This is a genomic window from Pseudohongiella acticola, from assembly GCF_001758195.1.
In the GTDB taxonomy this organism is placed as follows: domain Bacteria; phylum Pseudomonadota; class Gammaproteobacteria; order Pseudomonadales; family Pseudohongiellaceae; genus Pseudohongiella; species Pseudohongiella acticola.
In genome coordinates this window covers 2353634-2368034 of the sequence record NZ_MASR01000001.1, presented here as the reverse complement: position 1 = coordinate 2368034, position 14401 = coordinate 2353634, and the positions used below count along the sequence as shown (strand labels likewise).

Annotated in this window: 20 protein-coding genes; 2 read left to right on the top strand and 18 right to left on the bottom strand. The window is 46.1% G+C overall.

Features of this window, described 5'->3' with window-relative positions:
• Positions 1-52: 52 nt before the first annotated feature.
• Positions 53-280, bottom strand: a complete 228-nt coding sequence (locus tag PHACT_RS16230; protein ID WP_139141501.1) for a hypothetical protein — start codon at positions 278-280, stop codon at positions 53-55.
• 330 nt (positions 281-610) lie between these two features.
• On the opposite strand from PHACT_RS16230, the gene PHACT_RS10165 reads away from it, so the two are divergent.
• A complete protein-coding gene (locus tag PHACT_RS10165; protein ID WP_070118298.1) occupies positions 611-856 on the top strand; it encodes a type II toxin-antitoxin system CcdA family antitoxin in 246 nt (81 codons plus the stop codon).
• On the top strand, positions 856-1173 hold the full coding sequence (locus PHACT_RS10160) for a CcdB family protein (protein ID WP_070117670.1): 318 nt from the start codon (positions 856-858) through the stop codon (positions 1171-1173). Before PHACT_RS10165 ends, PHACT_RS10160 begins: the two co-directional genes overlap by 1 nt.
• 95 nt (positions 1174-1268) lie before the next feature.
• Here PHACT_RS10160 and PHACT_RS10155 read toward each other — a convergent pair whose 3' ends face one another.
• From PHACT_RS10155 to PHACT_RS10060, 17 genes are all read right to left on the bottom strand, one after another.
• Positions 1269-1907, bottom strand: coding sequence for a glutathione S-transferase family protein (locus PHACT_RS10155; RefSeq protein ID WP_070117669.1), 639 nt, complete (start codon positions 1905-1907; stop codon positions 1269-1271).
• 172 nt (positions 1908-2079) lie between these two features.
• Positions 2080-2610, bottom strand: coding sequence for a hypothetical protein (locus tag PHACT_RS10150; protein WP_070117668.1), 531 nt, complete (start codon positions 2608-2610; stop codon positions 2080-2082).
• A gap of 127 nt (positions 2611-2737) precedes the next feature.
• Complete coding sequence (locus PHACT_RS10145; RefSeq protein WP_070117663.1) at positions 2738-3484, bottom strand: class I SAM-dependent methyltransferase; 747 nt, start codon at positions 3482-3484, stop codon at positions 2738-2740.
• A 131-nt stretch (positions 3485-3615) separates the two neighbouring features.
• Positions 3616-4467 carry a DUF2971 domain-containing protein gene (locus PHACT_RS10140; protein WP_070117658.1) on the bottom strand — a complete coding sequence of 284 codons (852 nt, stop codon included), beginning with the start codon at positions 4465-4467 and terminating at the stop codon, positions 3616-3618.
• 179 nt (positions 4468-4646) lie between these two features.
• Positions 4647-5231, bottom strand: coding sequence for a hypothetical protein (locus PHACT_RS16225; RefSeq protein ID WP_139141500.1), 585 nt, complete (start codon positions 5229-5231; stop codon positions 4647-4649).
• A gap of 612 nt (positions 5232-5843) precedes the next feature.
• On the bottom strand, positions 5844-6248 hold the full coding sequence (locus PHACT_RS10125; protein ID WP_070118295.1) for a hypothetical protein: 405 nt from the start codon (positions 6246-6248) through the stop codon (positions 5844-5846).
• 140 nt (positions 6249-6388) lie between these two features.
• Positions 6389-6973 carry an HD domain-containing protein gene (locus tag PHACT_RS10120; protein WP_070118294.1) on the bottom strand — a complete coding sequence of 195 codons (585 nt, stop codon included), beginning with the start codon at positions 6971-6973 and terminating at the stop codon, positions 6389-6391.
• A 104-nt stretch (positions 6974-7077) separates the two neighbouring features.
• Positions 7078-7635 (bottom strand): hypothetical protein, encoded by a 558-nt coding sequence (locus PHACT_RS10115; protein WP_139141499.1) that lies wholly within the window; start codon positions 7633-7635, stop codon positions 7078-7080.
• A gap of 496 nt (positions 7636-8131) precedes the next feature.
• Complete coding sequence (locus PHACT_RS10105) at positions 8132-8614, bottom strand: NUDIX domain-containing protein (protein ID WP_245730679.1); 483 nt, start codon at positions 8612-8614, stop codon at positions 8132-8134.
• A gap of 44 nt (positions 8615-8658) precedes the next feature.
• A complete protein-coding gene (locus PHACT_RS10100) occupies positions 8659-9372 on the bottom strand; it encodes a DUF5677 domain-containing protein (RefSeq protein ID WP_281201744.1) in 714 nt (237 codons plus the stop codon).
• 197 nt (positions 9373-9569) lie between these two features.
• Positions 9570-9794: a DUF3303 domain-containing protein gene (locus PHACT_RS16790; RefSeq protein ID WP_245730677.1), complete on the bottom strand. Its 225-nt coding sequence runs from the start codon at positions 9792-9794 to the stop codon at positions 9570-9572.
• A 262-nt stretch (positions 9795-10056) separates the two neighbouring features.
• Positions 10057-10707 carry a hypothetical protein gene (locus PHACT_RS10090; RefSeq protein ID WP_070117621.1) on the bottom strand — a complete coding sequence of 217 codons (651 nt, stop codon included), beginning with the start codon at positions 10705-10707 and terminating at the stop codon, positions 10057-10059.
• 154 nt (positions 10708-10861) lie between these two features.
• The gene (locus PHACT_RS10085) at positions 10862-11287 is read right to left on the bottom strand and encodes a DUF2267 domain-containing protein (RefSeq protein ID WP_070117618.1); all 426 of its coding nucleotides are present in this window, start codon (positions 11285-11287) and stop codon (positions 10862-10864) included.
• A 109-nt stretch (positions 11288-11396) separates the two neighbouring features.
• Complete coding sequence (locus PHACT_RS10080) at positions 11397-12227, bottom strand: SDR family oxidoreductase (protein WP_070117616.1); 831 nt, start codon at positions 12225-12227, stop codon at positions 11397-11399.
• Positions 12228-12383: 156 nt separating this feature from the next.
• On the bottom strand, positions 12384-12773 hold the full coding sequence (locus PHACT_RS10075; protein ID WP_070117613.1) for a hypothetical protein: 390 nt from the start codon (positions 12771-12773) through the stop codon (positions 12384-12386).
• 555 nt (positions 12774-13328) lie between these two features.
• Entirely contained in the window at positions 13329-13637 is a 309-nt protein-coding gene (locus PHACT_RS10065) for an antibiotic biosynthesis monooxygenase family protein (RefSeq protein ID WP_070117609.1), read from the bottom strand.
• 73 nt (positions 13638-13710) lie between these two features.
• Entirely contained in the window at positions 13711-14310 is a 600-nt protein-coding gene (locus tag PHACT_RS10060; protein WP_169819440.1) for a DUF2971 domain-containing protein, read from the bottom strand.
• Positions 14311-14401 lie beyond the last annotated feature (91 nt).

Here is a 14401-nt window from a genome sequence, read left to right as displayed (position 1 = left end):
CCCGTCATGATCGAGAGCATCTTGCGTTGACCGGGAATAGCGTGCGTGAACACTAACCGGCTTCGGGATGAGGTGCGGGCGGGATGGTCGACCTCGAAGAACCGCACATGGGGATATTGTGGCGCGAGTCTGAGGCAGAGGGTGTCGACGCCATGAGCAGTCGCTCGATCATATCTACCATGCCGGGTGGAAGACGCAGCGCCCAGTCATCCTTAACGCTCAGCGTGACAAGGCTGAGAGCCACCTTGAGCGCCGCCTGGCTGATTCGTCCCTGCTTCAACCCGGTTCTCTCCCAAGATTCCTAGACAAGTAGAGCGATCGCGGCCTTGCCGCCCAACGCCCGCCATAAGTGGCCGAGTGAAACGAGGTCCGGCACACAAAGTGCGCAAACTTAATGGCTTGAATATGTGTGGCCTTAAAAATTGTCACTGCCTTTAATCCTTAGCGCCAATAACGATCAGCTGTGGGAAAATAGTATTCATTGGTCCCTCCAGTCACGCATGAACACATAACGCCCGAAGGGCGCGTAGTTAATCGAATTGCTATATGCCTTGCACAGCAATTATTATGCGCATAAACTATGTGCATGTGGTATGCGGAGGCTCGTACTATGACAGATTTCTACAATGTTGAAGCACCGAAAAAACCGACTAATGTCAGCATAAACAGCGATTTACTTAGCCAAGCAAGAAGCCTGAAAATCAATTTGTCAGCGACACTTGAACGAGCACTTACCGAGCAATTGCGTGCACAGCGGCGGGCTCAATGGCGCCAGGAAAACGCGTCGGCCATCCAGGCCTATAACGACCATGTCGAAAAGCATGGCACATTTAGCGACTCTGTAAGGAAGTTCTGATGGCTCAATTCGTTGCCTATCAGAACCCGAATCCCACTAGCCGCAAGCAGTTCCCTTACTTGTTGGATATCCAAAGCAACCTGCTTGACGATCTGCGTACTACCATTGTGGTGCCACTAAGTCCTTCGGAGTCAGTCGCTAATATCACCATTTCAAAGCTGAATCCTGTGCTAGATATAAGTGGCAACCGCTATACAGCAATGGTGCAAGATATGGCTGGTATAGATCGTAACCAGCTTGGCCGTGAATTTTGCGATCTTACTCATTACCGATCTGAAATTATCGCTGCTGTCGATTTCGTGCTCTCTGGCATATAACGCCCTGGTTAATAGGCAAGCGGCGCAGCCGCTTGTCCTGAAGTCCGCTTTAGCAGGCGATTGAACTGTTAGTTAATGAGCTTATGCACCATCCATTAATCTGAAGCAGCAAAATGTGCTAACTGATCTTCAAGAGCTTTTGCAAACGCGGGTCGAGCAGTGGCTCTTTCAACAAAGGAGTGGCATAAAGGGTATTCAGCTAGTCCATCAAAGCGATCAACAAGTCGGAGCACATCTGACATCAGTATGTCTGCAATTGAGAATGCCTCTGTGAGCCATTCACGATCTTCGAAGACCTGCTCCATATGTTTTAGTCTAGTGCTCAGAAATCCTTCTATAAGGTTTCGACCTGCGGTCATCTCTTCATCGTTTGTAAATTTGAATAGCGACCAAGGCAAGCTTGCCATTTCTACAGAATTTAATGCCGCGAAAACCCATTCGATTACTTTCGCGCGTTCTTTTGGGGTAGTGGGCATCAAATGCTGGCTGAATTCACCTATATAGAGCAATATTGCTCCACTTTCGGAAATGGAAATTTCACCGTGGGTAAGCCAGGGAGCCTGCCCAAAAGGTTGGTGCAAGAAGTGCTCGGCGCCGCGGTCACGAAACGATGTCGCTTCTACCCGATAAGGCAGTTCGGCCTCTTCCAAGGCCCAACGTATGCGTAAATCCCTTACGTAGCCGCGTGGTACTTCGGGAACCCAGTCATAAGTAGTTACTACAAACTCTCGCACTCACACCCCCCTTAATCTCGATTATCAATTCATTTTTCTAATGTGGGCACGATTTCCAAACCTGCTCATTAACGCCGTTCCTCAGCGGCAAAATCATGGTGGCGTGCCTTTTGCGCATTTTGCAAAAGGCATGACACTATGGTTTTGTCCGGCTGGAGGACTTTGTTAGCTTTCATCCGGTGAACAGATATATAAAAAGATATAGAAGAAACGACACAAGCCCGACTGCAAAGAATGCTGCAGTAAAAAGGAACCGCCTTAACTCTCCATAGGGATCGATTTCTTCGGTTATCTCCAGTTTCTTTTGCTTATCAGTCATAAGCTCCAGTAGCCTCTTGAGCTTTTCGAATTCCTCCGGAGGAGCATCCGAGCTCTGCGCGAGCTCAATAAGCTTTGGAGCAAGAGAATCCAGCTGGATTGTATCAGACGCCAAATTGCCGAACTCGTGACATAACCGTAGGTAGAACGCGCCCGCTGTTGAAATGGCCAGGCTGGCCAAAGCAATGGCGGCTAGCCATGCATACAGCATAACCCCACCTAATCGAATTTGAACAAACGTAGTGATCGCAAATGCCAAGCTGGCGAGACAAATAGTTACAGTCCAATTTCTCAGCGCGACAAATTGTTTGTTCACTCGCTTCAGACTATCGATTTCGTCAGTCAGTTTCTCACGTATATAATCTGGGTTTTCAGCTTGACTCATTGGATCTAGACACTCATCAAAAGGGGTAGCCGAGGCCAGTTGAAACGACTTAAGAAGCTAACGCCGTTCATAACCGGCGCGGCCGCAGGCCGTGTCCGGCGCTGAAGGCGCGCAGTTGATGACTTTGTTAGGCAACACTATTTCCATGTACCACCAACCTGTAGCCGCAGTCTAAGCTGGTTTTCCCCAGCAGCGATTGATACTTCTTGTGCCACTTACCGGACTCAATATCTGTATTGAGACGACTCAGTCCGCTTCTGATGTCTCCAACTCTTGAAAATGTCGAAATTGCCTGCCTAGCGGCTGGTATCAAGTACATTTCAGGACGCCGCCAATATGCGCACATAAATCCATCAGTGCAATCATACGGAATTTCCAAAACCTCATCGGTAGTATTCGCCCCCAGCCATTCAGTAAGCTGATTTACTGATGGAAATAGCTCGGCGTCGATACTAGCAATCTCCGGGAGGTAGTCGGGCAGCCAAAAATCACCGAAATCTCCATTCCAAGTTAGGACGATGACTTTGCCGCGCGTAACGCGTTTCAATTCCCGCAGGCCTTTCTGAATGTCATACCAGTGATGGATGGTTAAAATCGCTAGAGACGTGTCAAAGCTATTATCGTCAAAAGGCAGATGCTCAGCTAAACCCTGCAGCGCTTTTGCCTTTGTCGCCGCCCGTCTCGCTATCATTTCACGTGACGGTTCAACGGCAATTACATCACAGTCAACAGGCTCATATGAGCCTTGACCCGCGCCAACGTTTAGGACCTTTTCACCTGACACAATATGCCTGCGGATCGCCGCATCAATGCGAGTATCTGGTATTCTATAGTTGACATACTCTGGTGCTATTGTGTCGTAGTTCACGCTCATGGAAGTTGCCTAACGCCCGCGCTCACGCGCAAATTTGTAGCTGCAACGCAGCGGAAAAATTGTCGCTGTGCAGCCGATTGTTATGCTCACGCCACTGCTCGCCAAGCTGTTCACAATGGGTGTAACGCAATCTAAATGAACCTAAAAGGAATATCGGAGTGCTCGATAACAGGGAGTTTACTAAGTGGGTGATCTTTATTAGCCACTAGAGACTCTAAGAACTGGGACAACCCTCTTTCAGCAATTGCTTGGTCCGCCATTGGACCGATAATAATCTTGCTTACAGTGTTTACATCAAATTTAAAGGGCACATATGGTACCAATACCGAATTTTTCACTCTAAACTTCTTTTCTCTTAACGTACTTTGACACGCCAACCTCACTTCCTTTTCTTCATAGAATTTCTCGTGTTTCTGGACAAGAGTTGAAAACAATATCGTATTCATTTTTTCAACTTGCTCTAGCATTCTGTCGTACTCAGGCTTTTCTTTCTTCAAATAAGCTTCGGTAATAATTTTTAGAACTTCTAATAAAACTTCATCTAGATGGGATTTACTTAATTTGCTGTCGTAATTGCATATCAGGAATGCAGAGTCTTTGTTGCCAGATACGCTGTCTGCGATTCCTTGACCATAGAACTCAATGGCATAGCCTCCGCTTTGCGGGCAATAGCCACGCCACTGGCTCAAGAGATCCTTTTGCATGCAAAAGGATGTCAGATACACAGATCTATCAAATATCGCATCGATAAATTCAAAATCATAGCCAAGCTTTACTCCTGAAACTGCGTGAGTCACCTTCTCTACAAAGTCATTGAGCTTCTCTTTGAGATACTTTCGACCTACGGAATACTCAGCATGATCGTTCAGAAAATTGACATCGGTTAACCAGAGTTCACTATTCGTCAGAATACTAATCAAAGCATGCAGATCAGTGTAATGATAGAGACTTGACGGTGACTCCTTGACCTCCAGCATAGCCATTTACTCTAGCCTCATTCTGCTTTTATTTACTAATAATGTCGAAAGTCGCCAATGTTACGAATCAGGTGCGCATAACGCTTTTCTTCAGCGGCGAAAGCATGGCGGCGTGACTTTTGCGTTTTATTGCAAAAGGCATGCCAGCATGATTTTGTCCGTCTGTAAGAATTTGTTAGGCAATTTCATCTTACCCAAAGTCCAATGAAAGCAGCTGCAACAGCCACAACAACCCCCAACACGATCTGTGCCAGCTGTTCTCGCCACCAAGGTGAAACTGGAGACTCGTGCTGAGCGATTGGCCTTGCCTTAAGAACGGCATAGATCGGGCAGTCCAAGTAGTGCTGCGCTTCTGTGTGCTGCCAGTTCCAACGGAAGTCGCTAGCTGCAGCCCCTTGCTCGCCCAGTACTTTGTGAGCATTATCTTGGTCGATTTCGCCTGAATAACTGTGCAGTGAACTACAGAATGGTCCAAGTCGCTCGTATGTTACTTCTGGGCAAAATCGAGAAATGCTCGAAAAGTTACTTCCGAAAGTCGAAACGGATGAAGCAAGCTCTTTTGTCCTTGGCCAAAGATCACTTGCTTCCCACACCTTCAGAAGCAGCTTATCTTCATTTTCTGAAATTTGTGTTGATCCTAGTTCGGATGAAAGCGACAGGCTTTGGTAGTACCGCGGGCATGCCCAAACCGTAGCGAATGGGCACCTAATAGATTCCCCGCTTTCCTTGCTCCGGTTGGAGTACCAAGTCAAATCTGGTGCATTCGACATACCGACAACTCTTTAAGGGGCCTTAATTCGCGTCATTATTTCCGCCGCAATATCCCTCGTGGCGTCAGACAGGTTCTTTCTCATGGTTCTGTCTGCAATCGAGCCTCTTTGCCCACCCCAACCATTTTGCCAGGTTACTCCAGCGAGCACTGAGCCATCAGCGGTCGAATTTACCCGAATACTCGCGCTTTCAGGGGTGCCGTCCTCGGCATCAACTGAGCGAACTGTTAGCACGGCATCTATCCCGCTCTGTTGAAGTGCTGAGTACCCAGCAGTACTCGTGATTTCGAAGTCACTCAGCCCAGCTCTCCCGACAAGGGTTGTTGCCTGATTTGCATCGATGATGGTAAGTCCAGAGTTAAATAATTCAACTGCCAAGGCATCCCCGAAAACACCAGAGCCAGGTGCTATAGCAAGTCTAGATACAGTCTGGACGGGGCCGGTTCCAGTGACGGACATCTGAGTTGTCCCACAGCCAGCAACAGCAAACATCAATGCTAGTAAAAATCCTCTACGGTACATAATCGTGCTCCATTGATTGCCTAACGCCGTTCATAACCGGCGTCCACGCAGTGGACGTCCGGCGCCGTAGGCGCGAAGTTGATGACTTGGTTAGCTGCGAACTTCAGAAAGTATTTCATTTGCCAGCGACTCCATTTTTTCAAGACCTATATCTGCTTTTTCGAGTTCCTCAATTGCAAACTGGGTAGGGTTCGCCCAATGCTTTCCCTTCATCCTGCAACGCTTAGCCAATGCGTCTATGCCCAGATCCTCCAACTTAAAACTTAGTTCTGTCCAGGCAATGCTCAACTCAGCCTCTGTATTATGATCCTTAAGTCCGGTCTCATTAATCTGACGAATATATACAGACGTCTTCTGTGCAGCAAGAATAACCTGGCGGAGTGCGTTTACTGATTCTTCCTTACGCGCTGCGCTTGCTCGCTTAAGGTTCACAACCCAGCTACCAGCGTGCTTGATTAGTTCCCAAAGAGAGACAGATGTGACCAGATCAACCATGCTCGTATCTCCGATATTCCTCTTAGCGGCTAACGCCAAGCTCACCGGTAGATATTGCGGAGAGCGTTTTTGTGTAAGAATGGAGCACTGCGACATACACAAAAAGAGTGTAGCAATATATATCCGCGTGCAGCTTTTTGTTAGGAGTCATTCAGCCAACCTCGCTCTACCGCATATTCGAGTTTTTCTAGAAACCAGCTGTGTATCTCCGGACTTTCAGTTTCAATAAATCGGTGCATTTTAAGCACTTGGTTTTTATGTATACCGTTGTCTTTCCATGCACGACCTTCGCTGGTAATGTTGTGAAGGAAAGGCAACAAGCGATCAATGACCTTTAGTAGTTTTGCTTCTTTGCTATCACCGGCTTCTTGCTCTTCCCAAAGCTCGACAATATCGCTAATCGGATTGCCAGGGTGCGAGGCAATTTGTTTAACGCACTCACGCTCTTTAACGTGGGCATTACCTCTATTACTACTGTAGAGATATGTGTCTCCAGCCCCAATTTCACCAAGATCATGGATTAGTGCAAGCTTAAGGAGTTTTTGTGTATCGTAATCGTCGTTTAGCATATCAGCGAAAGCCCAGCATGCCATTGCTAGATGCCAAGAATGCTCAGCCGAGTTTTCGACCCTCTCCCCACCATTGATGTATGTTCGTCGATTAATAGATTTCAATGCATCTAGTTGAAACATGAAATCTGATATTTTCGAAATTCTATCGGTCAAGCACTTCCTCCTAACGCCCCTGATCTGGCGCCAAAGTGTGTTGGCGAGGCTTTTGCGCAAGCAAAAGGCATGACGGCGCGCTTTGGTCGCTCAGGATCGGTTTGTTATGCATCGATTGCTCTTAACCTGTTTATGAGGAGTAACACATTAGCTAAATATTGAACAGCATCATCTTGGGTAAGATACTGCAGCTCTCGTGAGTGATGGGCTGCCTGGTTCCTTAGCATCTGCATCTTTTTCAATAATCTAAGTTCCTCACGGCTCAGTTTTTCACTACCAACTAAAGTATTAAGTGCCTTATGTGACGTTACAAAAGCTCTTGATTTTGATTGCATTCCAAGCCTATGGGCGGTCGTCAAAATCTCTCTTTCAAGTTCGGTCCAAGCTAATGTTATAGCTGCTGGGGGAGATACCCTTGCGACCTCCTCTACTTCGCTCTGAAGTTGTTCAATCTCTGACACTTCATCATCCGATAGCACGCTGTCTTTTTCAGTCGATAGCGCGTTTGTTTCTTCAGATATCTTCTCTATCTCTTTTGAGAGATCAATTTCTAGGTCTCTCCATTTAAATCTACTAAGAGTGGGTAGCAGCTTTGATAAAGGTGTACGTAGCCACCACACAACTACGAGAACCGTGCATGGCCATACAATAGAATCAATCACGCTAGCCGACCACTCTAGAATATTCACCTAACTCTCCAAAGATGCATAACGCCCGTATTCACGCGCCAGCTTGCTGGTCGTGTGCAATTGATTGTTATGAGTCATTAACTCTGCCCATTTCCATAAAAGCAAAAAATGCCCCAAAACTAAACCCAATAGAGAGCGCAAATAGTATTAGTCCTGATATGGGTAAAAGAAGATATAGGCAAACTATGAGCGAAATTATGAAACTATAAGCAAATGATACAGCTGAGACGCCTAAAACAGTATCGGTGGTCCAGTACTTGAAGCTTGCATTTCTTTTCTGGAATTTCGATATTGGCCATGCGATAAGAATGAGCAATGAGATATACATTACAATCGCTGTCCGCTCCCCCCACTCTATCTCGTCAGTTTTAAGCCCAATTAGATAGACTGGTAGGAAGATACCAGCAATGAAAAACACTGCTGGGAAAACGAATAGAATTTCTGGACGATTACTCATATCTAAGGTGACTCATAACGCTCTCTCCAAATATTTATGAATACGCTCTTTCAAATGAGGAATGCTGTCTGTTTTCGACAAGTAGTCATGAATGGACATCATTTGCCAAGAAACTCCTTCATTACCGAACGAGATCATGTTCAATTCCTCTTCACAAATTTTAGCGGCATAGAAATAGCCATAACTGCCCGAAGATAAAGCATACTTTTCGCAATAGGAGAGGCGCTCTTCTGAAACTTGTAGGCCAAACTCCTCTTCAAGCTCTCTTAGCACACATTCGACAGGGCTTTCTTCGCCTTCCCTGCCACCACCCGGCAAATCGTACATGCCTGAAAACGGGATAGAGTCACTAAAATCCCGCTTATAGACAAGCAATTTGCCGTTAAGGATCAAGGCTAATTTACAACCGCTAAATTCAGTCATAAATCCATGGTCTCGGTGATTCATAACGCCTTGCTTCAGCGGCGAAATCTGGCTGGCAGGGCTTTCGCGCAAGCGAAAGGCCTGCCAGCCAGACTTTGTCCTACTGAAAGTTATTGTTAGGCAGGCGAGTCACATAAACCTTGATCCTTGCCCACCAAAAGCAACCTTGTAAATAGGTCCTTATATGAATCGTCTCCAGTGCCAAGAAAATGGCGAACACCGTCAATATAGTCCCACAAGATTCGACGCCATTTATAGGCACTTTGGTTTAGAACTTCCTGCAGTATCAAAGTTGCTGCTAGAAGCGTGTTGGAAAGTAGCGACATTTGATCGGGGAAGAGTGCCGGAGCCTCTATTCTCGTCACAGTAAAGAAGTCCTGCTCGCCATCGTTAGCCATGGGATGTACATGCATAGATGCAAAGTCATATCCAAATCTATAGAGAAAGCTTAGCTCTACGGATTTCGCCACATCTTCTGCCTTAGCTCGCCTCCACTTTGGAGGTGATTTGGATAGCTTTTTTGCACGATCAGACTTTTCTGGGCTCAGTTTGTAGAAAGGTTCGGTAGCCTCATGCTTAAAATTAGGATCACTCTTTACCCTATTCTGAGCCTTGTATTGCTCATAAAAGGACCATTCCTCGAAATCCTTGTACGAGTCATTAGCATCCAAATCAATAATGTGAAATAGGCGCTCAAGCAAGGTTCTATGTATGGTCCAGCCGCCCTGAAAATCGGATATATCCCAAAGTGCAAATATTGCTTTCAAACTCATACTGCTTCTGGAAAGTGTATTTCTGAGGATCAGGTGCTTCGTATCGCATGGCCGCATAGCGAACTCATAGATTACCGCAACGATGGCTCCTTGGAGAGTCATCAGGGCCTCGTTGTAGCTTTCTTGGCTATAGTACTGCGACGAATTTGAGCTCATGATCGCCTAACGCCCTTGTTAATAGGCAAGCGGTGTAGCCGCTTGTCCTAAAGCCCGCCTTGGCGGGCGATTGAACTGATTGTTACGTGTTTTCATTTTTAGTCTAACGGATACAGCTCGAAGTCCACGAACTCAGACCATTTTGCGAACCACTCTTGAAATAGCTCAGGATTATTGGATTCCATTAGCTGGAAGCAAATGTTGTCGTCGCGATTTACCCAAGAGTTTAAATAGTAAAGACCCTCAGGGAGCAAGCGGCCACCCTCATTATATTTAGCGTAATTTTGCTCAAGACACCCGGGCTTAAATTTCTCTACAACCATGTATTTCTTCAATGCGATTCTCGCTAGATGGTGATGATCTTTACTAAAGCGGTGTACACGTAACGCCTTGCTTACCGGCCCAGCGTAGTGGAGGCAGCTTGTGGTAAAAGTGAGCGAAGCGAACCACAAGCTGGCGGAACGTAGCTGGGTCCGGTATAACAAATTGTTAGCATCTCTATGAACGGAATTTGGTCTGGTCCTTCAACAAGTACTACTTCCCGAGCATATTCAGGTATCTAAAATGTTCATCTTCGCCCGAATGCTATCGGTGAACTATCTGAATCGGTTCCCCTGACTGGAGGGCCAATTCAATCTTTGCGCTATATAGAACGCTCCCGTACCCAATTATAGGTAACCCACCTATCCAGACAGCCATTTCTTCGGTTGATTCAGTTAGTCTGAGAGGCACGCCTTCAACCGCTAGATTCTTCGCGTAAGAAAAATTCATGGCAGCTGTCACCAATGCCAACTGTCTCTGCTGCTCCGCAGTCATTCTGCTAACGGGGATAAGGCTTACAACCTCGCCGCCATAAAATCGGAACGGGCTATCAAGCATCAATTTCATCTCTCGCCAGTAATTTTCCAACCCATGAATTGGATCACCTGCGTCCTCCGCTCTATTTATGACATCTATAAGATCTAAATACGCCGTTTCGTAGCTCTGATAGCCAGCTTCCTCAAGCGATGAAGCTCTAATGGTACTCAAGCGTGCCTCAGTAACTCTGTCGCGGAACTCCATCTGCTCAGCTATTGGTTTTTCGCCAAGAAAATTATTTAGCTTCTGGTGTACTTCTCCAGACGGGTATTGTCTAAAAATTTCAGCCCAATACTCGGGTGTATCCTGACCTCTTGAAGATCCAACACAAGATACTTGAAATAACAGTTGAATTACTAATGCAACTCTTGCCAACACATCGGGCTCCTTAACGATTTCGCCCTTAAAACTAGGTGTTATTACTTTAGTGGTGCGACCTGCTTGCTAACGCCCATGTTAATAGGCAAGTGGCAGCGCCACTTGTCCTATAGCCTCGCAGAGGCGATTGAACTGATTGTTATGTGTTTGATACCTACTTATCCCATTGCCAGAATTGCTGCGCCTCTATTGGCAGATCACGTACTACAGAAGTGAATTTTTCCTCATCGACGTATTTTTTTAGAACATTCCCAACGTCTTGAATTGCGGTATCGGTGGAGAAATTGTGCTCTGCCCGCAGTTGTTTTACCTCTGCATTCATCTCAAAGAGATCGCAGAATGGTTCTATGGGTTGTTCTGTGTCCCAATCTGATACAAAAATCGCGCGTAATATGGCTGGTAAAGCATCTGCAAACTTGATGGCATCTCTGACCTGTAGTCTTTTTCGGAAAACTTGAAACACTCCCTGAACCATTGTGTAGGTCTGATGGGAGCTTCCGAAATTGGATAAATCACGAAGCTCTGTTAGGAAACTATAAAACTGGTCAGAAGCTCTCTGGTATTCCTGCGGCAAAGGCATTTTCGATCTAGGTCTCCACTAAATTTACTGGCTTAGCTATCTGGTATACACATAACGCCCTTGTTTATAGGCAAACTGCGTAGCAGTTTGTCCTTTATAGAACTGATTGTTATGCGTCTACATCGACATTCAAAGTAACGGATTTCATTGCATGGAGCACAGCTAATCTTTCGTTCAGTGCGTTATTGATATTCTCAAATGCAGTTGCCCCCAAAGCTAACCGAAAAGGAGCTGGCGTGACGTCCACGGAATTTACAATGGCATTTGCCATTTTTTCTAAATCTCCTTTAGGAGTAAAAATGCCATTACTAAAAGACTCTCGCATTTTGCCAGAAACCGTATTTCTATATGCTTCAATAGGCTCTGCTGTATCGAGGCTCTTGCCGAAACTGGTACGTGTCGGACCTGGTTCAACAATTGTAAATTCTATGTTAAATGAGCTGACTTCTTGCGCCGTCGATTCTACAAAACCTTCGATACCCCATTTGCTCGCATGGTAAGCGCTAAAGTTTGGGTAAGCTACTTGGCCACCTTCAGAGGATACTTGCAAAATCCTTCCGCCGTTCTGTTTCCTGAAATGAGTCAAGAAGGCTCGAATGACTCGAATAGAACCCATCAAATTCGTATCTATTATTCGTTCAATTTGATCATTAGTGATCTCTTCAGCAGCACCAAACAGCCCATACCCAGCGTTATTCACAACAACGTCTATAGTCTTAAAATGATTAAAAGCATCATTTACAACGTTGTGAACTAGATTGGAATCCTTTATATCAAGCTCCATGATCCAAAGATTATCTGGATATTGTTCTTTAATACGCCCTAACGGCTCCAGGTTTCGAGCAGTAGCCGCAACCTTGTGGCCTCGAGACAGAAGTAATTTAAGAATTGACAAACCAAACCCGCTGGATGCTCCGGTGATGAACCATGTTTTTTTCATAATCTTCCTTTGCTCCAAATGAATACGTGAATGCCGCTGGCAGAGCGTTACTTTACCGCATAACGCCATTGTTCAGCGGCGACCTTTTTGCAGCGAAGCGGAGAAAAGGGCGTCCGATGGAGGGCCTTCAGGCCCGTAATGTACTGGAATTATTTGTTATGTAGTGAAGTTCCGGAGAATATCTCCATAACCCCAGATTACAGTGCCTAATACGGCACCTGCCAAGGCAATGTATTTTACGGCCTGGAAAGGCGTCTTGTAGCGTTCGGCAATGACCACTTCGTGACTGGTCCAGAGCCCCGAGAGAAAAATATCGCCGCTGATTCGGAATAGTTTGAACTCAACCCAAACAGCACAGATCACCATGAGTGAACCGCTTCTCTGGAACCAGAGAGCATTGGACTCCCCTGTTGGAACCATAAAGCCGTTGAACGACAAAATCGGTAGGATAAAAGTCATCATCAGAAGCGGGATGGACCACAGCAAGGCTTTACGGATAACGACTTCGTTTTCTGCCATACCTTGCTCGTCACTATGATCGTCCATGAATCCTCACTACATAACGCTCAAAACAGCGGCGCATTTATGCGTCCGCCTGCTTTTGTTTGTTATGTTGTATTAGCACTCTATACAGTTCGAACCCTGCTATTAGCACCATCAGCCCATTATATAGTACGAACGCAAATACTATTCCTTGCGTGTATATAAGGATTGGTGCGATTCCAAAGGCTATAGCCCCGAGGGAAACACTTAGTGCTTCCCTCCTCATAATGCTAGCAGTTCCGAACAGCGTGGATACCAAGCAAGTGTAGAATGCGGCGCGTGCGATTAGAGGTAGGAGTGGACGTTCAACTTCCATTACAACTGCGCCGTCAGCATATAAGGCGCCAGAGCCTGTCGCAGTATTGGATCCTGGCCCATAGACTTCGATAGCCCATATGAGAGCCACGCATAGGGCGCCAAAAATTACGCCTGTTGCGCCGAAGCCAAATTTGGCATTTCTCTTATGCATGCCCATATCCTGCAACATAACGCCCTTTCATAAGCGGTGCAGCCGCAGGCTGCATCCGGCGACCTAAGGGAGCGCACTTGATGTAATGGTTATAAGGCATTGGCACTATCGTATACCTTTTCGTCGTGCTCTACCTCGGGGAACGGATCATAGAAGTGATGAAGAAGCTCCTTCCACTCTTCGTACGGCTTGGACTGCCGGAAGCCAGCCGTATAATGTTCTAGCGTTTCCCAGTTCACCAGGAGAATGTAGCGGTTGCGCTGCTCAATGCACCGCTGGAGTTGGTGAGATACATAACCAAGCATTGCGGAAATAATGCGCTGCGCCTTGCCGAAAGCGTGCTCGAAGTCAGCTTCTTGGGTACGCCTTACGTTGAGTATTGCGACTTCGAGTACCACGATGCTCTGCTATGCCTTATAACGCCTTTAATAATGGACAGGGCGGAAGCCCTGTCCCTGATTGATTTATTTGTTAGGTCCACCTATTCTCATTTTCGTTTCTTATCACTTCAAATCTTGTAAATGCAGCTCTGGCTTTAAATGTTTCAACTTCGCCTTTGATGCTTCCCAGAGCCGTAGATACATCAAGCCGTGTTACTAATGAAGAATGACCAATAATCACACTCTTTAGAACCAGATTGTCATCAAAATCCATGAAATATAGACCATCCTCTGCAGATTCTAGATCTAATCCTATAAATGCTCTGTATTCCTGCTCGTAAGACCAATGTTCAAATTTCGTTGTCAGAAATCTCCTCATCAAAGAAGTATCTATATCCCCGGAGTATTGAATTCTCTCCTCCACATAATCTACTTTGGAGAGGTTCTTTTCAGGTATTTCGAATTCCAAGCAAACCCCTCTATGATGGTCAGCATAGTGAGACCACAAGACAGGGTTGTTCCATGTTTTGCTGAAGCAGAGCAACCCTTTAGTTTCAGATAGCTTTTCCTTAATATTATTCATTGCTCTGCGGAACTCTCGGTCCTTGAGATTTGCGCCTAGAAATTCAAACGGGTCATTAAGCTCCAGTATCCTCGCTACTTTAAGGCGACGCTCTTTAATCGATTTCAACCCAAATTCTGCATCTCTGAAATGGAACACTCGCATTGATTTCGACCTGGTGACCTAACGCCGTGTTTTGGGGCGCCGGAGCGCCAGCGAA

Coding starts and splice junctions, on each gene's coding strand:
- PHACT_RS10165 (WP_070118298.1), top strand. CDS start 611: ATGACAGATTTCTACAATGTTGAAGCACCGAAAAAACCGACTAATGTC.
- PHACT_RS10160 (WP_070117670.1), top strand. CDS start 856: ATGGCTCAATTCGTTGCCTATCAGAACCCGAATCCCACTAGCCGCAAG.
- PHACT_RS10150 (WP_070117668.1), bottom strand. CDS start 2,610: ATGAGTCAAGCTGAAAACCCAGATTATATACGTGAGAAACTGACTGAC.
- PHACT_RS10145 (WP_070117663.1), bottom strand. CDS start 3,484: ATGAGCGTGAACTACGACACAATAGCACCAGAGTATGTCAACTATAGA.
- PHACT_RS10140 (WP_070117658.1), bottom strand. CDS start 4,467: ATGGCTATGCTGGAGGTCAAGGAGTCACCGTCAAGTCTCTATCATTAC.
- PHACT_RS16225 (WP_139141500.1), bottom strand. CDS start 5,231: ATGTCGAATGCACCAGATTTGACTTGGTACTCCAACCGGAGCAAGGAA.
- PHACT_RS10125 (WP_070118295.1), bottom strand. CDS start 6,248: ATGGTTGATCTGGTCACATCTGTCTCTCTTTGGGAACTAATCAAGCAC.
- PHACT_RS10100 (WP_281201744.1), bottom strand. CDS start 9,372: ATGCGGCCATGCGATACGAAGCACCTGATCCTCAGAAATACACTTTCC.
- PHACT_RS16790 (WP_245730677.1), bottom strand. CDS start 9,794: ATGGTTGTAGAGAAATTTAAGCCCGGGTGTCTTGAGCAAAATTACGCT.
- PHACT_RS10085 (WP_070117618.1), bottom strand. CDS start 11,287: ATGCCTTTGCCGCAGGAATACCAGAGAGCTTCTGACCAGTTTTATAGT.
- PHACT_RS10080 (WP_070117616.1), bottom strand. CDS start 12,227: ATGAAAAAAACATGGTTCATCACCGGAGCATCCAGCGGGTTTGGTTTG.
- PHACT_RS10075 (WP_070117613.1), bottom strand. CDS start 12,773: ATGGACGATCATAGTGACGAGCAAGGTATGGCAGAAAACGAAGTCGTT.